A 19316-nucleotide genomic window follows, 5' to 3' on the forward strand; every position below is an offset into this window, starting at 1 on the left:
CTGTGGTGCCGTGAGAGCATTAAGAGTTCGGTGCCGAGCGCACGCTCGACACTGAAGGCCGGAACTTGCAAGCAGAGGAGAAGATGGTGTGACCGGTCGAACCGGGACGAGCGAGACACTCCGAGGTGCTCACTGGCAGTCAATGTCGTGGTACGTGTTTGGAACTCGCTATCCGTGAAGCCCATCTAGGCCAGCGCTCACATGTCCGCGCGCAAAAGGCCGGACATATGAGCGCAAGCGATCCGATCAAATCATCTTCAGCCAAAACCTTGCAAGCAGGGGGCCGTCCACATATGAGCACCGGCCTTCGCAGGCCGGCCTCACCTGAATATCAGCGCACCTCAGGCTGCGCCGATGCGCAACAGGTCATGGAAATGCACCACGCCCAGCGGAATGTTGTTCCTGGTCACCACCAGCGCGCCGACATTGTGCTCGTTGAGCAGCGCGATCGCCGTGCCCGCAAGCGTCTGTGGGTCGACCGTCTTGGGGGTGCGGGTCATCACCTCGTCGACGATGACATCGGCCAGGTTGCGGTGCAGGTTGCGCGCGACATCGCCGTCGGTGATGATCCCGGCCAGTTCGCCGTTCGCGTCGACGATCAGCACGCAGCCGACCTTCTTCTGTGACAATGTCATCACCGCTTCCGGCATCTTGGTGCCGAGCGCGGCCAGCGGCATCTGGTCGCCGACCCGCATGATCTCGGAGACCATGGTCAGGTTGGCGCCGAGCTGACCGCCGGGATGGAAGGTGCGAAAATGGTCCGGCGTGAAGCCGCGCGCCTCGAGCAGCGCGATCGCCAGCGCATCGCCGATGACCAGCTGCAGCAGCGTCGATGTCGTCGGCGCCAGGCCATGCGGGCAGGCCTCGGGGGTACGTGGCAAGAGCAGCACCACGTCGGCCGCGCGCGCCAGCGCCGACGTCTCCCCGGAGGTCACGGCGATGAGCGGAATGGAGAAGCGCCGGGAATAGGCGACGATGCCCATCATCTCCTTGCTCTCGCCCGACCATGAGATGGCGATGATGGCGTCGTCCCTGGCGATCATGCCGAGATCGCCATGATTGGCCTCGACGGGGTGGACGAAGAACGCCGGCGTGCCGGTCGAGGCCAGCGTCGCCGCGACCTTCGAACCGATATGGCCGCTTTTGCCGACACCGGTGACGATCAGCCGGCCCTCGATCTTCGAGATCATTTCGACGGCCTGGGCAAAGGGTGCTGCCAGTCCGTTCTCGAGCGCGTCGGCAAGGGCCGCAATCCCGGCCTGTTCGGTTGCCACGGTCCTCAGCGCCGATTCGATCGACGCCTGCCTGTCCAAGGGCTTCTTTTCCGGGGATTTCGCATGCATGGATGATGCGATTAGCGCTTTGCCGCCCGCCTGTCCAACGGAAATGGCCCCGCGCCTGTTGCTCAAACGCCGTGCGATCGATTGGGACAACGACAAGCGCAAGAACAGGAAGCTCAACGACGGTCGTAAGACTCCCAAATCGGCGTTCGAGCCCATGGCGCGCGCGGCCTCAACCCTCCGTTAACCATCCCCATTTACGGTTCGGTAAGTATGGCGCGCATGCGCCGCGCAAGCAGTGGTGGCGATGTCCGGGGTCCAGCCAGAAAAATTGAGAGGACGACAGGGCAAGGCGGTCTGCGCCTTGCTGCTGGCGACCAGCATCCTTGCCTTGCTGCGTCCTGCGCCGCTCCATGCCCAGGAAACGGAACTGCGTGGAGAAGTGTCCGAATCGGCGATCCTGTCCGACCAGCAGCGCAAGGCGAGAAACCTGGTTCTTGCCCAGCAAGCGGCGGCCGACGCTGCCGCGCAGGACGATGCGCCGGCGCGCACCTATCTGCCGGCCAGCGCTGGCGCCGTGCCTGACGACAAGGACGCCGCGAACTCGACCACCAGCGTCTTCGACCCGCCCCAGGCCAGCGACGATACCTCCGCCGACACGCCAGCGCCACCCAAGCCGCGCCGCACTTCGACCGCCAGGCAGAATGCGGCTGACAAGGCAAAGGACAAGGCTGCCGACAAGTCGAAGGCGAAGAAGCGCACCAAGGCGGCTACGGATCCAACCACCACCGCCACGACGGCCACCACGGCGACGACGGACGACACCGACAGCAGCGCGGCGGACAAGGAAGCGGCCAACCGCCGTGCACTCACGATCGACAGTGTGGACAGGCAGAAACTCGATGCCGGCGCCGAGCGCACCGCCGCAATCGAGGGCCGAAACAAGAAACCAGAGGACGATCCGTTTTCCGCCACCGGCGTCAAATGGGGCTCCTTCGTCATCCGGCCGACCATCGAACAGGGGCTGACCGCCACGACGAACGGCGATTCGAGCAGTGCCGGTACATCGGCGCTGCTGTCCGAGACGGCGCTGCGCTTTACCGCCGCTTCCGACTGGCGCGAAAACTCCGCGACCATCGACGGCTATGGCATTTTCCGCGAAACCGTGTCGGGCTACCCGGTTCACGATGCGCAGGGCCGCATCGAAGGCCAGCTCAATGTCGACCTCGACAAGGAATTGCGCGCCATCGCCAAGCTCGGCTACGAAGCCGTGCCGGAATCCGCGTCTTCGCCCGATGCCATTGCCGGCGTCAGCACCCAGCCGCTGCGGCAGACGATCGACGGCAGCATCGGCGTCGAGAAGGCCGTCGGCAAGATGCAGTACACGTTGACCGGGGCGATCACACACGACTTCTATGGTGACGCCAAGCTCTCGGACGGCACCTCGCTGTCGCAGAAAGATCAGGACAACACGCTCTACACCGCAACCTTGCGCACCGGCTACGAGATATCTCCGGCGCTCACGCCCTTCACCGAAATCGAGGTCGGCCGCCGGGCCTATGACCAGCGCATCGACAATGAAGGCTTCGAGCGCTCCTCGACGCGGCTTGGCGCCCGCGCCGGCCTGCAACTCGACATGGGCGAAAAGCTGTCGGGTGAATTCTCGGCCGGCTGGCTCAGGGAAGCGATCGACGACAAGAACCTGGAAGCGATTTCGGGGGCCACCGTCAATGCCGATCTCAAATGGTCGCCGCAGCGCGGCACCACGATCGGCCTGACCGGCAAGACCACCGTCGAGACCACGACCACGTCGGGCGAAAGTGGCGATATCCTCTACTCCGGACGCCTGACCGGCGAACGCGTGATCCGATCCAATCTCACCGCGAATGCGGCTTTGGGCCTGGATTGGCGCGATTATGTCGGCATCGACGGCCACGACAGGATATTGAGCGCCGAGGCCGGGCTGACCTGGTGGCTGAACCGCTATGCCGGCCTCACCAGCCGGCTGAGAACCGAAAAGCTGACCAGCAACCTGCCCGGCCGCGACTACACCGCCAACAGCATCTACCTCGGCGTGAAGGTGCAGCGCTGAAGGAGTATGAGCTTCGTCATCCTGGGGCGTAGCAAGGAGCGAAGCGACGCGGCGCAGACCCCAGGATCCATGCCGCGATTTATGGGTCGCCTCCGCGATGGTAGGCCTGGGGACATCGTTCCGGACCGCTACACTCTGGGTCTATGTAACGGAATGGATCCTCGGGTCTCCGCGACGTCGCTACGCTCCTGCTTTGCCCGAGGATGACGAAAGTGGGGCCTAAAATGCCGCCCCGCGGCGCTCCGATGGCTGCATCTCGTCGAGCAGCGTGCGGATGACGCCGGCCATGCTCTGGTTCATGTCGTTGCGCCACAGCGCGAAGGCGACATTGGCCTCGACAAAACCTTCCGGCGAACCGCAATCGAAGGTACGGCCCTGATAGTGGTAGCCGTAGAAGGCCTGCTGCTTCTCCAGCTTCAGCATCGCGTCGGTGAGCTGGATCTCGTTGCCGGCGCCCTTCTCCTGTCCTTCCAGAATCCCAAATATTTCCGGCTGCAGGATGTAGCGGCCGTTGATGTAGAGGTTGGACGGCGCCGTGCCGGTCTTCGGCTTTTCCACCATTTCGGTGATGCGGAACCCGTGATGCGTGTCTTCGCCGCGCCCGACGATGCCGTATTTATGGGCCTCCGCCGGATCGCATTCCTGCACGGCGATGATGTTGTTGCCGGTTTCCTCGTAGAGCTCGACCATTGCTTTCGTGCAGCTCTTCTCCGACTGCATGATCATGTCCGGCAACAACAGGGCGAAAGGTTCGTCGCCGACCAGTTCGCGCGCGCACCAGACGGCATGGCCGAGACCCATCGGTACCTGCTGGCGGGTGAAGCTGGTCTGGCCCGGCAACGGCTGCAGTCGTTGCAGTCGGGCAAGCTGCTCGTCCTTGCCGCGCTGTGCCAGTGTGTCATAGAGCTCGAACTGGATATCGAAATGGTCCTCGATGACCGCCTTGTTGCGGCCGGTCACGAAAATGAAATGCTCGATGCCCGCCTCGCGCGCCTCATCGACGACATACTGGATGACCGGCCTGTCGACGACGGTCAGCATCTCCTTGGGAACAGCCTTGGTGGCCGGGAGAAACCGCGTGCCGAGACCGGCGACCGGGAAAACTGCCTTGCGAACTCTCTTCATACTTTCAATTATCCGTTTGCTGGCCCGCACCGCAATCCCGTCTCGCGACATTTTCACGCCGGAATCGAAGATTACTGGGCGGGTGAGGGAAACTTCCACCGGTTAAAGCATCGAGGTGTCTTTTCGTTCCAGGCGACACCTATGGTAAACCAATTCCTAACCCGGTTCGGCGATGAATGGTCTTTCCTGAGACAGAGAAGGAGGAAAAGATGTCCGTTCGCAATGCCGCAAAACGTTTTACCAGCGCCATGACGGCAGCCAGCCTCTCGCTCACTTTGCTCATCCCCACCGGGCCGGCTTTCGCCGACGCCGGGTTCCGGCAATGGGTCGCCGGCTTCCGCGCCACCGCCGTGGCGGGCGGCGTTTCCGGCGCTATTTACGACCAAGCATTCAGCGGCATCAAAGAAGCCGACCCGGTAGTGTTGGAAAAGGCTCGCACGCAGCCCGAATTCACCGCCCCCGCCTGGGATTATTTCGACAACCGCGTCCATGACCAGTCCGTCGCCGTCGGGCAGCTGATGGCGAAGAAATGGAAGCCTTGGCTGGACAGGATCGAGGCAAGGTTCGGCGTCGACCGGTACGTTCTCCTGGCCATCTGGTCGATGGAATCCAACTATGGCGAGATCCTCAAGCGCGACGACATCATGCGCAACGTCATCCGTTCGCTGGCGACTTTGGGTTATGGCGACGCGAAACGTTCGAAATACGCTCGCACCCAGTTGGTCGCGGCCCTGAAGATCCTGCAAACCGGCGACATCGACGAGAGCCATCTGATGGGCTCCTGGGCGGGCGCCATGGGCCAGACCCAGTTCATCCCGACCAGCTACCAGCATTATGCCGTCGACATGGACGGTAACGGCAAGCGCGACATCTGGAATTCCATTCCCGATGCGCTGGCGACATCAGCCAACCTGCTCAAGAAGAATGGCTGGCAGGCCGGAAAGACCTGGGGCTACGAAGTCACGTTGCCGGCAGGCAAATTGCCGGCCGGATCCAAGACGCTGGCGCAATGGCAGGCGCTCGGCGTGGTCCGCGCCAGCGGCAAGCCGTTCAAGAGCCTCGCCGACAAGGCGACGCTGAAAGTGCCGGATGGCCGTGGCGGGCCGGCCTTCCTGATGATCAGGAATTTCTCGGTCATCAAGGCCTACAACAATGCCGACAAATACGCGCTCGCCGTCGGTCTGCTTGCCGATGAGATCGCCGGCGGCAACGGCCTGGTGCAGGATTGGAACCGGCCTTTCACCAAGCTCAGCTTCGAGGAACGGCAGGAGTTGCAGAAGCGACTTTCCCAGCATGGCCTTTATGATGGCAAATTCGACGGCAAGATCGGCGACGGCTCGAAGACGGCCATTATGGCCTATCAGGCAAAGGTCGGCTTGACCCAGGATGGCTATCCGAGCTTGGAAGTGCTGAAATGGCTCAGGCGGAAATAGAGCCTGACGTATTGAGTAGGGAGGGAACGATTGGTGTGGCCTGCGCGCGTCGGGGCGTTCGTTCGTCGCATGCCGGTGCTGGTCCTGGCCTTCGCCGTGCTCGCCATTGCCGTGGCCGGCGCCGTCCATGCCCCAGCCATGGCGCAGGAGCAGCCACAGCAGAGCCGCGGCTGGTCGTTGCGCGACCTCCTGTTTCCGCGCCGCAGCGAGCGGGTCGAGCCGCCGCAGGACATTCAGCAGGCGACGCCTAAGCCGAAGAAAAAGCCGCGTGCGCCTCGCCCGCCAGCGGAGCCGGCAACGCCCGTGGTCGAAAAAGCGCCGGACGCCCGCACCGTGCTGGTGGTCGGCGACTTCATGGCGGCGGGCCTCGCCGAGGGTCTGGACGACGCCTTCGCCGAGAATACCGGTGTCAGGATCGTTGTCCGCAGCAATGGCTCGTCAGGCTTCGTGCGCGATGATTTCTACAACTGGCCCGAACAGATCAAATCGCTGATCGAAACCGAAAAACCCGCCGCGGTGGTCGTCATGCTGGGGTCTAACGACCGCCAGCAAATGAAGGTCGGCGACGTGCGCGAGCAGCCCCGCTCCGAGAACTGGACCAAGGAATACGAACGCCGCACCGATGAGTTCGGCAAGGCAATCGCCACCGCCAAGGTGCCTTTCCTGTGGGTCGGCATGCCGGCCTTCCGGGTGCCGAAGATGACCTCGGACATGCTGGCCTTCAACGACATCTACCACAAGGCGGCCGAAAGCCACGGCGGCGAGTTCGTCGATGTCTGGGACGGCTTCGTCGACGAGAACGGCGCCTTCATCACCAACGGCCCCGACATGAACGGCCAGCCCGTGCGGCTGCGCGCCGATGACGGCATCAACGTGTCCAAGGCCGGCAAGCGCAAACTCGCCTTCTACACCGAAAAGCCGCTGCTGAAGATCCTTGGATTGGCCGCGCCAGGAAGCGTGGCGCCGGCCGTCGCGCCGGCGGGCGCACCCGTCGAAGCACCCGCTCCGGCGGCCGCGCCCATCGTCATCGATCGCACCCAGCCCATGCTGCTCAGCGATCCCGCGCTCGACGGCGGCACGGAATTGCTCGGCGCTGCCCCGCCGCCGAAGGCCAATCCAGCTCTTCCCGGGGAAAGGCTGGTGATCGAGGGCAAGGCGCCGGAAGCGTCGCCAGGCCGCGCCGATGATTTCTCCTGGCCCCCGAAGGCAAGTCCGGCAGCCGCGGCGGCGGCAAGCGACACCACGACAGCGATCAGTCCTTAGTCTAACGCGGTAGCACCGTCGTCCCCATCAGCGCCTCGTCGATCGAGCGTGCCGCCTGGCGGCCTTCGCGGATCGCCCAGACGACCAGCGACTGGCCGCGGCGCACGTCCCCCGCCGCATAGAGCCGGTCGACGCTGGTCCTGTAGTCGCGATCATTGGCCTCGACATTCCTGGAACGGCGGCTGTCGGTGGTGACCTTCATCTCACCCTCCAGTTCCGCCGCAACGCCCGCCATCGCCGGGCCGGCAAAGCCGATGGCGATGAAGGCGAGATCGGCGCGGATGACGAATTCGGTGCCGGCGATCGGCTTGCGCTTCTCGTCGACCTCGCAGCACTTCACGCCCGTAAGCTGGCCTTCCTCGCCGATGAATTCGAGCGTCGCCACCTGGAATTCGCGTTCGGCGCCCTCGGCCTGCGAGGACGAGGTGCGCATCTTGGTCGCCCAGTAGGGCCAGACGGAGAGCTTGTCTTCCTTCTCGGGCGGCTGCGGACGGATGTCGAGTTGGGTGACGCGCACCGCGCCCTGGCGGAAGGCGGTGCCGACGCAGTCGGACGCGGTATCGCCGCCACCGACGACGACGACATGCTGGCCACCGGCGATGATCGGATGCGACGGCCATGCCACGGACTGGATCGGCTCGCCGCCGACGCGGCGGTTCTGCTGGACCAGATAAGGCATCGCGTCATGCACGCCGCCGAGATCATCGCCTGGAATGCCGGCCGCGCGTGGTGTTTCCGAACCGCCGCAATAGAGCACCGCATCATGTTCGGTCAGCAGTTCCGCGACGGGCTTGTCGACGCCGACATTGACACCGCAGTGGAATGCGACGCCCTCGCCCTGCATCTGTTCGATGCGCCGGTCGATATAGTGCTTCTCGATCTTGAAGTCCGGAATGCCGTAGCGCATCAGCCCGCCGGGGCGGCTCTCGCGCTCGTAGACATGCACGTCGTGGCCGGCGCGGCCAAGCTGCTGGGCGGCCGCCATGCCGGCCGGGCCGGAGCCGATGATGGCGACGCGCTTGCCGGTCTTCTTCTCTGGCGGATAGGGCCTGATATGGCCGGTCTCATAGGCCTTGTCCGCGATCGCCTGCTCCACCGTCTTGATGGCGACCGGAATGTCCTCGAGGTTCAGCGTGCAGGCTTCCTCGCAAGGTGCCGGACAGATGCGGCCGGTGAACTCCGGGAAATTGTTGGTCGAGTGCAGGTTGCGGATCGCGTTATCCCAATCCCTGTTGTAGACGAGGTCGTTCCAGTCCGGGATCTGGTTGTGGATCGGGCAGCCGGTCGGCCCGTGGCAGAACGGAATGCCGCAATCCATGCAGCGCGCGGCCTGTTTCTCGACCTCCTTGTCCGACATCGGTAGCGTGAACTCGCGAAAGTGCCGGATGCGGTCGGAGGCAGGCTGGTACTTGTGCACCTGCCGGTCGATTTCGAGAAAGCCTGTTACCTTGCCCATAGTCCAGTTCCTGCTGTCCAGATGGTGCGGTTTTCGCCGCACCCGTTAACCTCTTGAGGCAGCCATGGCAACCTTGAGCCCGAGGTCAACTGTCGATGAAGGGGCCGGGAAGCCTGGGCTCCCCGGCAATTCTCAAAAATCTATTCGGCCGCGACGCCCATGCGCATGCGTTCCATCTCGATCAGCGCGCGGCGGTATTCGACCGGCATGATCTTGCGGAATTTCGGCCGGAAAGTCGTCCAGTCGTCGAGGATCTCGCGGCCGCGCACCGAACCCGTATAGTGCACGTGGTTCGAGATCAGCTGGTAGAGCCGTTCCTCGTCATGGCTGGTCATGTCGCCCGACACGTCGACGCGGCCCTTGTGATCGAGGTCGCCGCCATGGTGCAGCAGCTTTTCCATCAGGTCGTCTTCTTCCGGCACCGGCTCCAGCTCGACCATGGCCATGTTGCAGCGCTCGGCGAAATCACCCGCCTCGTCCAGCACATAGGCGACACCGCCCGACATGCCGGCGGCGAAGTTACGGCCGGTCTTGCCGATGACGACGACGACGCCGCCGGTCATGTATTCGCAGCCATGGTCGCCGACGCCTTCGACGACGGCTGCCACGCCCGAATTACGCACCGCGAAACGTTCGCCCGCTACGCCGGCGAAATAGGCCTCGCCCTCGGTCGCGCCATAGAGCACCGTATTGCCGACGATGATGGAGTCGGCCGCGACGATCCTGGCTTCCTGCGGCGGCCGGATGACGATGCGTCCGCCCGACAGGCCCTTGCCGACATAGTCGTTACCGGCGCCGACGAGTTCGAACGAGATGCCCCGCGCCAGGAACGCGCCGAACGACTGGCCCGCGGTTCCGGCGAGCTTGACCTGGATCGTGTCCTCGCGCAGGCCCTTGTGCTTGAAGCGCTTGGCCACTTCACCCGACAGCATGGCGCCCGTCGAACGGTCGACATTGCGGATGTCGACTTCGATCTTGACCGGTTGCTTCGCCTCCAGCGCGGGCTTGGCCAGTTCGATCAGCTTGCGGTCGAGCACATCGTCGATCGGGTGCTTCTGCCGTTCGGTCCAGTGCACCGCTTCATGCGGCGCGTCGGGCTTGTAGAACATCTTCGAGAAGTCGAGCCCGCGCGCCTTCCAATGCTGGATCACGTCGCGCTTCTCCAGAAGGTCGGCGTCGCCGATAATCTGGTCAAGATGGGTAAAGCCCATTTCGGCGAGCAGCGCCCGCACCTCTTCCGCCACGTAGAAGAAGAAGTTGATGACGTGCTCGGGCGTGCCCTTGAAGCGCTTGCGCAGCACCGGGTCCTGCGTCGCGACACCGACCGGGCAGGTGTTGAGATGGCACTTGCGCATCATGATGCAGCCGGCCGCGATCAGCGGCGCGGTCGAGAAGCCGAATTCGTCAGCGCCGAGCAGCGCGCCGATGATGACGTCGCGCCCGGTGCGCAGGCCGCCATCGACCTGCAGCGCCACGCGTGAGCGCAGGCCGTTCAGCACCAGCGTCTGGTGCGTCTCGGCAAGGCCCATTTCCCACGGGCTGCCGGCGTGCTTGAGCGAGGTCAGCGGCGACGCGCCGGTGCCGCCATCATAGCCCGAGATGGTGATGTGGTCGGCGCGCGCCTTGGCAACGCCCGCCGCGACCGTGCCGACACCGACTTCCGACACCAGCTTGACCGACACGTCGGCCGCCGGATTGACGTTCTTCAGATCGTAGATCAGTTGCGCCAGGTCCTCGATCGAATAGATGTCGTGGTGCGGCGGCGGCGAGATAAGGCCGACGCCCGGCGTCGAATGCCGAACCTTGGCAATGGTCGCATCGACCTTGTGGCCGGGCAACTGGCCGCCTTCGCCGGGCTTGGCGCCCTGAGCCACCTTGATCTGCATGACGTCGGAATTGACGAGATACTCGGCCGTCACGCCGAACCGTCCCGAAGCGACCTGCTTGATCGCGGAACGTTCCGGGTTCTTGCCGCCGCCAGGCAGCGGCAGATAGCGGTCGGCCTCTTCACCGCCTTCGCCGGTGTTCGACTTGCCGCCGATCTTGTTCATGGCGCGCGCCAGCGTAGTGTGCGCTTCCCTGGAAATCGAGCCGAACGACATCGCCCCGGTCGAGAAGCGCTTGACGATGTCGGCCGCCGGCATCACGTCGTCGAGCGCGACCTTCGTGCGGCCGGTCTCATCCGCCAGCCTGATCTTGAACAGGCCGCGGATGGTCTGGGCGCGCGCCGTCTCGCTGTCGATCTGCGCCGAATAGTCCTTGAACGTCTCCCACGATCCCTGGCGCACGGCGTGCTGCAAGGTGGCGACCGCGTCGGGCGACCACATATGCGCCTCGCCGCGCATGCGGAACAGATATTCGCCGCCGACCTCAAGGCTGTTGCGCAGCACCGGATCGCTGCCGAAACCGTCCGTGTGACGGCTGACGGTTTCGCCCGCGACCTCATCCAGCCCGACGCCTTCGATCAGCGTCGCGGTGCCGGTGAAGTACTGCTGCACGAAATCGGTCTTCAGCCCGATGGCGTCGAAGATCTGCGCGCCGCAATAGGATTGGTAGGTCGAGATGCCCATCTTGGACATCACCTTGAGGATGCCCTTGCCGATCGACTTGATGTAGCGCGACACCACTTCGTAGGCGTCGACCTCTTCAGGCAATTCGCCGCGCTTGTGCATGTCGAGCAGCGTGTCGAAGGCGAGATAGGGATTGATCGCTTCCGCGCCATACCCGGCAAGACAGCAGAAATGATGCACCTCGCGCGGCTCGCCGGATTCGACGACCAGGCCGACCGCGGTGCGCAGCCCCTTGCGGATCAGATGATGGTGCACGGCGGCCGTCGCCAGCAACGCCGGAATGGCGATACGGTCCGGTCCGAGCTGGCGGTCGGAAAGGATGATGATGTTGTAGCCGCCGGCGACCGCCGCTTCCGCACGCTCGCACAGCCGGTCGATGGCGCCCTGCATGCCGGCAGCACCCTCGCTCGACCCATAGGTGATGTCGATCGTCTTGGTGTCGAAACGGTCCTCGGTGTGGCCGATGGAGCGGATCTTCTCGAGGTCGCCATTGGTCAGGATCGGCTGGCGCACCTCGAGCCGCTTGCGGCGCGAATTGCCGACCAGGTCGAAGATGTTCGGCCGAGGTCCGATGAAGGACACCAGGCTCATCACCAGCTCCTCGCGGATCGGGTCGATCGGAGGGTTGGTGACCTGGGCGAAATTCTGCTTGAAATAGGTGTAGAGCAGCTTCGACTTGTCCGACATCGCCGAGATCGGCGTGTCGGTGCCCATCGAGCCCACCGCTTCCTGACCGGTGGTCGCCATCGGCGACATCAACAGCTTGGTGTCTTCCTGGGTGTAGCCGAACGCCTGCTGGCGATCGAGCAGGCTGACATCCTTGCGCAGCGCGCGCGGCTCGACTGGCTTCAAATCTTCCAGGATGAGCTGCGTATTGCCAAGCCAGGTCTTGTAGGGATGCTTGGTCGCGATCTCCGACTTGATTTCCTCGTCGGGGACGATGCGGCCCTTGGCCAGGTCGATCAGAAGCATGCGGCCGGGCTGCAGCCGCCACTTCTGCACGATCTTCTCCTCCGGCACCGGCAGCACGCCGGCTTCCGAAGCCATGATGACGCGGTCGTCATCGGTGACGATGTAGCGCGCCGGGCGCAATCCGTTGCGGTCGAGCGTGGCGCCGATCTGGCGTCCGTCGGTGAAGGCGACCGCGGCCGGCCCGTCCCAAGGTTCCATCAACGCCGCATGGTATTCGTAGAAAGCCTTGCGGTCGGCATCCATGAGCTTGTTGCCGGCCCAGGCTTCCGGGATCAGCATCATCATGGCGTGGCTGAGGCTGTAGCCGCCCTGGAACAGGAACTCGAGCGCATTGTCGAAGCACGCCGTATCGGACTGGCCATCATAGGAGATCGGCCAGAGCTTCGAGATGTTGTTGCCGAACAGTTCGGAATCGACCGACGCCTGGCGCGCCGCCATCCAGTTGTTGTTGCCGCGCACGGTGTTGATTTCGCCATTGTGCGCGACCATGCGGTAAGGATGCGCCAGCTTCCACGACGGGAAGGTGTTGGTCGAGAAGCGCTGGTGGACGAGGATCAGCGCGGTCTGGAAGCGCGGATCGGTCAGGTCCTTGTAGTAGGCCCCGACCTGATAGGCCAGGAACATGCCCTTGTAGACGATGGTGCGCGCCGACAGCGACACGCAATAGGCGCCGATGTCCTTGTTGTCGTTCTCGGCGTAGATGCGGCCCGAGATAACCTTGCGCAGCAGGTAGAGCCTGGCCTCGTATTCCTCGTCGTCGGTGATGTCAGCCGTGCGGCCGATGAAGACCTGGCGGTGGAACGGCTCGGACGCGACGATGTCAGCCGCCTTCGATAGCGACGAATTGTCGACGGGCACGTCGCGGAATCCCAGCAGCGGCAGCCCTTCGGACTGCGCCGACTCCGCGATGATTTCTTCGACATGGGCACGAAGGATGGCATCCTGCGGCATGAACCAGTGTCCGACGCCATACTGGCCTAGCGGTGGCAGTTCGATACCTTGGGCCGCCATCTCCTCACGGAAAAAAAGATCCGGAAGCTGCACCAGCACGCCGGCGCCATCGCCGACCAGCGGATCGGCGCCGACGGCGCCGCGATGCGTCAGGTTCTCGAGCACGGCTAGACCGTCCTTGACGATCTGATGCGACTTCACGCCCTTCATGTTGACGATGAAGCCGACGCCGCAGGCGTCATGCTCGTTGCGCGGATCGTAGAGACCCTGGGCGGTCGGGCCGCCGGTGGGCGCACGATTTTTGGTGGAGGTATTTTTGACGGCGGCCGCTTCCGTCTGCGCGGCCTGGCCGTTCGTCGCAGAGAGCGTCAATTCCGTCATCGTCCTATCCTCCGTTCCGCGCCACTTGGCATTGGTCAGCCTGGGGGCGCTGGTTTGCCTTGGCGAGCACTTGGGCTCGCCCTTCATCCTTGCGGCACGTCTTGCAAAATCGCCGAACCAGGCGGCACGCCGCTGGTTCACATCCGGTATCGTACAGGCCAGAGCCGGTCCGTCCACCTGTCGCTCGCGGCAAAAGCCGGAGTGGCCTAAACGATACGCCAATCCAGCCTGTTTTGTGCGACAAAATAAGACAGCACTACTGTCCTAAATTTTTATGACAGAAATCCAGAACCCACACAAGACCGATTCACAAAAAACTTAGCCGCGCCGCGACACAAAATTTCGTGACGCGATTGCAAAACGTAAGCTTCGGTCTCTGGAGGCGCCGCCAGCCCGACACTGGCTTTACCCGTTTTCTTGTGTCTGGCTCTTGCGGGCGGGTCATGAAACCGGTCAAGGTCCCGGCGATTTTCCCAGCACAGGCAGACGCATGTTCTTCGCTTCCGACAATTGGGCAGGCGCCCACCCAAGCATTGCAGCCGGCCTTTCGGCCCATACCGCCGGCTTTTCGACCGCCTATGGCGATGGTGCCCTCGACCAGGCCGTCTATCAGCGCTTCAGCGAGATTTTCGAACGTGAGGTCGCGGTGTTCTTCGTGGCGACCGGCACCGCCGCCAATTCGCTGTCGCTGACGGCCTATAACAAGCCCGGCGGCATTTCCTTCGCCCACCGCGAATCGCATGTCATCGAAGACGAATGTGGCGCGCCGGAATATTTTTCAGGCGGCTCGCGGCTTCACGCCGTCGACGGCCCGCTGGGCAAGATCGAGCCGCACAATCTGGACAGGGCGATCGGCCGTTTCGCCGGCGAGGTGGTTCACTGGGGCCGGCCGATGGCCGTCTCGATCACCCAGTCGACCGAGGTCGGCACTATTTATGGCCTGGATGACATCGACGCGATCTCGGCCATCGCCAAACATCATTCCGTGCCGCTGCACATGGACGGCGCCCGCTTTGCCAACGCGCTGACCGCGCTCGACACCACGCCGGCCGAAATGACCTGGAAACGCGGCGTCGACATCCTGTCCTTCGGCGGCACCAAGAACGGCTGCTGGTGCGCCGAGGCGATCGTGCTGTTCGATCTCGGCCGCGCCAAGGAATTGGCCTTTCTGCGCAAGCGAGCGGCACAGCTGTTTTCGAAGTCGCGTTTCGTCGCGGCGCAGTTCGAAGCCTATTTCAAGGACGGGCTGTGGCTCGATACCGCAAGGCATGCCAACGCCATGGCCGCGCGCCTGGCGGCGGCGATCGAGGATTCGGCCACGGCCAAGCTGGCCTGGCTGCCGCAGGCCAACGAAGTCTTCGCGGTGATCAAGAAAACGGAAGCCGAGAAGCTGCAGGCGGCGGGCGCGGCCTTCTACGACTGGCACAGGCCGCACGGCTTCGACGGCCATATCGGCGAGGACGAACTGCTCTATCGCTTCGTCACCAGTTTTGCTACGACCTCGGAGGAAGTCGACCGTTTTGGCCAGCTGATCGCCGGATAATCAGCCTTCGCGACAACAAAAAAGCGGCGCCTTTCGGCGCCGCTTTCCGTCTCGGGAGGAGACTTTAGACTTTAGGCAGCGGTCTTGGCCTCGATCTGCTTGGCCTTGGCCGGAGCCGAGGTGATCGCGATCTTGCGCGGCTTCAGCTCTTCGGGAATGTTGCGCTTGAGGTCGACGAAGAGCAGGCCGTTCTTCAGCGCGGCGCCGACGACTTCAACGTGATCGGCAAGCTGGAAGCGGCGCTCGAAGGCCCTGGAGGCAATGCCGCGATAGAGCAGCTCGGAGCCTTCGCCGGTGCCCTCTTCCTTGCGCTCACCCTTCACGGTCAGCACGTTGCGGTGGGCTTCGATGGAGATCTCGTCATCCGAGAAGCCGGCAACCGCCATAGAGATGCGGTAGGAATCCTCGCCGGTGCGCTCGATGTTGTAAGGCGGATAGGTCTGCGCGCCATCAGGCTGCGCAAGCGAATCGAGCATCGTGAAGAGACGGTCGAAGCCGACGGTCGAACGGTAAAGCGGGGAAAAATCAACGTGACGCATGAGGTGTTCTCCTGTTGAGCAACATGGTTTGCGTATGGCCGGTGCGAAACCCGTAAGCGGCGTCTCGGCTGGACCAGCGACCCCGACATTGGCGGCCGCAACACACATCTGGGGAGCGCTCAAGAGCATTTCAAGTTTCGTTTGACGGCAAAAAAGGTGAGGCCGCCTGCCTTTGATGAACGGCAGATGAACCGGCGCTTCGGCGCCCGTTCAGACAGCCGCCGCTAAAGTGGCTTTCAAGATCAAGGATTGGCGGCGCCGGATTTGCAGAGGTGCCGCATCGAGGCCGAACCGGGTGTTAACGTCCCTTCCTCCCGGATCGACAGGGCCGGAAGCGCGCTCAAAGCCGCTTCCGGCCTTCCCTGGTGCAGGTCTCCGTAACCCGGATTTGCTTTGCTTTTGATGTGTGGGCGTCTATCACCTTGACGAGGCCAGCCCTGAAGGGCTGGCGCGCCAAGACGCCGAGCACAAAGCGCCGAATGACGGATCTCCTCTACGACACACCCCTTTTTCACGAAGTTGAGGGCAATCCGCGACCGGAAAACGCCACCGGCGGCTTTTTCACCACGCGCGACCGCAAGAAGATACGCTATGGACTGTTCGCAGCGGTCGCCCGGCCGATGCGCGGCACCGTGGTGCTGCTCGGCGGCCGCAACGAGTGCATCGAGAAATATTTCGAGACCATCCGCGATCTTGCCGCGCGGGGCTTCGGCGTCGCCACCCTCGATTGGCGCGGCCAGGGCGATTCCGACAGGCTGATCCGCGATCGCCAGCGCGGCTATGTCAGGTCGTTCCGCGACTATACGGCCGATCTGGAGCAGTTCTTCGAGGAGATCGTGCTGCCGGACTGCCGTGGACCCTATTACATCCTCGCCCATTCCGCCGGGGCGGTGATCGCGCTGCTTGCCGCGCCGTCGATGGTGAACCGCGTGCGGCGCATGGTGCTGATCGCGCCATTCCTGACATTGCCCGACCTGCCGGTCTCGATAGGGACGGTCCGCCGGGTCTGTTCGATTTTCTGCGCCCTGGGGCTCGGCCGGCTCTACGCCGCCTGGGGTCCACGGCCGAGACACACGCTGCCCTTCGAGGTCAACAAGGTGACATCAGATCCGCAGCGCTATCGCCGCAACACGCGCATCTATGAAGAATATCCGCAACTGGCGCTTGGCGGCCCGACGGTCCGCTGGCTGCAGGCGGCGGCGAAGGCGTCGGAAGCCATCAGCAACCCCGACTTCATGGCCCGCATTCAGGTGCCGCTGCTGATCATCGCCGCCGGCGCCGACCAGGTCGTCTCGACCAAGGCGGTGGAAAAATATGCGAGAAACCTGCGACTCGGTTCGCTATTGATGATCGACGGCGCCAAACACGAAATCCTGCAGGAAGTCGACCTCTACCGCGAACAATTCCTCGCCGCCTTCGACGCCTTCGTCCCCGGTTCCGACGACCCGACGGCCTGACCTCTCTCCCAGACGCAGGCGGCGTTCAAGCAGGTCTACGGGCACACCTCTGCGGAATTCCAGCGTTCGATACGGTCGCGCCGACCAAAGGCAATGTCAGCCGCGCAGGGCGGCCATCGCGGAGGCATGAAGCTCCGGTGTCGCCGCCGCAAGAACATCGCCGCCATTCTCCGCCGGCCCGCCGTCGAAAGTGGTGACGACCCCGCCGGCTTTCTCGATGATCGGGATCAGCGCCACGATGTCGTAGGGCTTCAATCCAGGATCGGCGACGATGTCGACGCTCCCCGAGGCGATCATGGCGAAGGCATAGCAATCGGCGCCATAACGGGCGAGCTGTATCTGCTTCTCGAATGCGTCGTAGCGCGTGCGTGCCTCGCCCTTGAACAGCGCCGGCGTGGTGGTGAACAGCGTCGCCTCATCGAGTTTTGTCGTCTTGCGGGTCGACAGTTTTCGCGGACCTCCCGGCCCCTCGTAATGCGAGCCGGACTCGTTGGCGTAGAACAGCTCGCCGGTGAAGGGCTGCGCCATCATGCCGGCGACCGCGTCGCCATCGACCGTCAGCCCGACCAGCGTCCCCCACACCGGCAGGCCGGAGATGAAGGCGCGCGTGCCGTCGATCGGATCGATCACCCAGACGTGCCGGCTGGAGATGTTCTCGCTGCCGTGCTCTTCGCCCAGGATGCCATGGTCGGGATACTCGGCCGATATCAGCGCCCGGATCGCGCGCTCGGCCTCGCGGTCGGCCTCGGTGACCGGGTCGAAACTGCCCTTTTCCTTGTTGGCGACCGCGCCTTGGGCGCGAAAGCGCGGCAAGGTCTCGGCCGCTGCGGCTTGCGCGATGCGGCGCATGAAATCGATGCTGATGTCCAACTGATTCTCCCGCATTGCAGCATGCCCGAACCGGCTCTGCCGCCCGTCAAAACAAGCTTGTTTATCGATTTATCGCCGCGATAGCTGTTGCCGGAATGTCACTCCAACGCCATCGAGAGGCAATTTCCACATCACTGTGAATTAAAAAAGCCTGAACGTCCCTTGACATTTGTGCGCTGCACAATACCCTCATCCTCGGACAGGGTTTCCTGTCCATGCCCTCCTTGGGCGTTTCCTCCCTAGACTTCGACCGTATCGTGCAAACGATGCGGTCTTTTTTTCACCGCTCCGGAGCCTGCCGCCCAAAAAACGGCAAAGGGTCTTGGGCACGCATGAGACAAGGCGTGATCTTCACTCCGCGGCCAGCGGCAGGTCGATGAAATGATGGTCCGGCATCGCCATCAGGTCGGCTGAAAACCGCGTCAGATCGTCGGCCAGCTCGTCGAAGCCGGCGGCCTTCTCGAATGTTCGCTCATTCATGTAGAGCCCGCGATTGACCTCAATCTGCAGCGCATGCAGGTTAAGCGCCGGGCGCCCATAGTGTTCCGTGATGAAACCGCCGGCATAAGGCTTGTTGTGAGCAACGGTATAGCCCATCGCGGTCAGCAGCCCGATCGCGGTTTCGGTCAAGGCCGCGGTCGCCGAGATGCCGAAACGGTCGCCGATGATGAAATCCGGCCGCAGCCCGTTGTCACCGACGCGGATGCTCGCCGGCATCGAATGACAATCGATCAGCACGGCAAAGCCGAAACGGGCGTGGGTCCTGGTCAAAAGCCGCTTCAGCGTTTCGTGATAGGGCTTGTAGACGGCCTCGATGCGGGCAACCGCCTCGGCGAGCGGCAAGCGGCCCGCATAGATGTCGAGCCCCTCGCCCACCAGCTTCGGCACGGTACCGAGCCCGCCGGCGACACGCGCCGAGCGGATGTTGCAGAAGGACGGCACCGGCTCGGCGAACATGCGCGGGTCGAGTTCCCACGGCTCGCGGTTGACGTCGAGATAGGCACGCGGGAAATTCGCCGCCAGCATCGGCGCGCCCAGCGCCACGGCGCCGCCGAACAACTCGTCGACATAGCAATCCTCCGAGCGTCGGATGGCATTGCGATCGAGCCTCGCCATGGCAAGGAAGCGTTCGGGATAGTAGCGGCCGCTATGCGGTGAATTGAAGAGGAAGGGGACGCGCTGCTCGGCGCCCGAACGGATTTCGAAGGGTGGAAAGACCGAAAAATCCTCGGCTGCCGTCTTCAATTTGAACGAACCCGAAAACACCAGTGCATCATGACACGAAACTGCCACCTTGCCGGCCGCATGTCCAGCATTTCAGCGGTCGTGCCGCTGGGCAAATGTGGGTCAGACGCGTCCGCGTTCACTTGATGTTTACTCTCAC

Annotated in this window: 13 protein-coding genes; 6 read left to right on the top strand and 7 right to left on the bottom strand. The window is 63.5% G+C overall.

Annotation, left to right across the window (positions count from 1 at the left end; translation table 11 throughout):
• Positions 1 to 341: 341 nt before the first annotated feature.
• Entirely contained in the window at positions 342 to 1343 is a 1002-nt protein-coding gene (locus LB543_RS06820; RefSeq protein ID WP_224613548.1) for an SIS domain-containing protein, read from the bottom strand.
• Between LB543_RS06820 and LB543_RS06825 the strand changes: the two genes are divergently transcribed.
• Entirely contained in the window at positions 1342 to 1527 is a 186-nt protein-coding gene (locus tag LB543_RS06825; protein ID WP_224613549.1) for a hypothetical protein, read from the top strand. The genes LB543_RS06820 and LB543_RS06825 overlap by 2 nt on opposite strands.
• Positions 1528 to 1587: 60 nt before the next feature.
• A complete protein-coding gene (locus LB543_RS06830; protein ID WP_224613550.1) occupies positions 1588 to 3372 on the top strand; it encodes an outer membrane beta-barrel protein in 1785 nt (594 codons plus the stop codon).
• 219 nt (positions 3373 to 3591) lie between these two features.
• On the opposite strand, the gene galU is transcribed toward LB543_RS06830, so the two are convergent.
• Positions 3592 to 4506 (bottom strand): UTP--glucose-1-phosphate uridylyltransferase GalU, encoded by a 915-nt coding sequence (gene galU, locus LB543_RS06835; protein WP_181178348.1) that lies wholly within the window; start codon positions 4504 to 4506, stop codon positions 3592 to 3594.
• Positions 4507 to 4706: 200 nt separating this feature from the next.
• On the opposite strand from galU, the gene LB543_RS06840 reads away from it, so the two are divergent.
• Positions 4707 to 5930: a lytic murein transglycosylase gene (locus LB543_RS06840; protein WP_140810578.1), complete on the top strand. Its 1224-nt coding sequence runs from the start codon at positions 4707 to 4709 to the stop codon at positions 5928 to 5930.
• A gap of 69 nt (positions 5931 to 5999) precedes the next feature.
• Complete coding sequence (locus LB543_RS06845; RefSeq protein WP_411908750.1) at positions 6000 to 7193, top strand: DUF459 domain-containing protein; 1194 nt, start codon at positions 6000 to 6002, stop codon at positions 7191 to 7193.
• Between the two features lies 1 nt (position 7194).
• On the opposite strand, the gene LB543_RS06850 is transcribed toward LB543_RS06845, so the two are convergent.
• Positions 7195 to 8649 (bottom strand): glutamate synthase subunit beta, encoded by a 1455-nt coding sequence (locus tag LB543_RS06850; RefSeq protein ID WP_224613552.1) that lies wholly within the window; start codon positions 8647 to 8649, stop codon positions 7195 to 7197.
• 140 nt (positions 8650 to 8789) lie between these two features.
• Entirely contained in the window at positions 8790 to 13523 is a 4734-nt protein-coding gene (gltB, locus tag LB543_RS06855; protein ID WP_224613553.1) for a glutamate synthase large subunit, read from the bottom strand.
• A gap of 490 nt (positions 13524 to 14013) precedes the next feature.
• Here gltB and LB543_RS06860 point away from each other — a divergent pair, with 490 nt between their 5' ends.
• On the top strand, positions 14014 to 15066 hold the full coding sequence (locus LB543_RS06860; protein ID WP_224613554.1) for a threonine aldolase family protein: 1053 nt from the start codon (positions 14014 to 14016) through the stop codon (positions 15064 to 15066).
• Positions 15067 to 15137: 71 nt separating this feature from the next.
• Here LB543_RS06860 and LB543_RS06865 read toward each other — a convergent pair whose 3' ends face one another.
• Entirely contained in the window at positions 15138 to 15605 is a 468-nt protein-coding gene (locus LB543_RS06865) for an Hsp20 family protein (protein ID WP_224613555.1), read from the bottom strand.
• 479 nt (positions 15606 to 16084) lie between these two features.
• Here LB543_RS06865 and LB543_RS06870 point away from each other — a divergent pair, with 479 nt between their 5' ends.
• Positions 16085 to 17062 carry an alpha/beta fold hydrolase gene (locus LB543_RS06870; protein ID WP_224613556.1) on the top strand — a complete coding sequence of 326 codons (978 nt, stop codon included), beginning with the start codon at positions 16085 to 16087 and terminating at the stop codon, positions 17060 to 17062.
• 96 nt (positions 17063 to 17158) lie between these two features.
• Here the strand turns inward: LB543_RS06870 and hisN are convergent, their stop codons facing one another.
• The gene (hisN, locus tag LB543_RS06875; protein ID WP_224613557.1) at positions 17159 to 17932 is read right to left on the bottom strand and encodes a histidinol-phosphatase; all 774 of its coding nucleotides are present in this window, start codon (positions 17930 to 17932) and stop codon (positions 17159 to 17161) included.
• A 351-nt stretch (positions 17933 to 18283) separates the two neighbouring features.
• Entirely contained in the window at positions 18284 to 19225 is a 942-nt protein-coding gene (locus LB543_RS06880; protein WP_224613558.1) for an N-formylglutamate amidohydrolase, read from the bottom strand.
• Positions 19226 to 19316: the final 91 nt, after the last annotated feature.

The sequence above is a fragment of the Mesorhizobium sp. ESP7-2 genome (genome assembly GCF_020164715.1).
GTDB lineage: Bacteria > Pseudomonadota > Alphaproteobacteria > Rhizobiales > Rhizobiaceae > Mesorhizobium.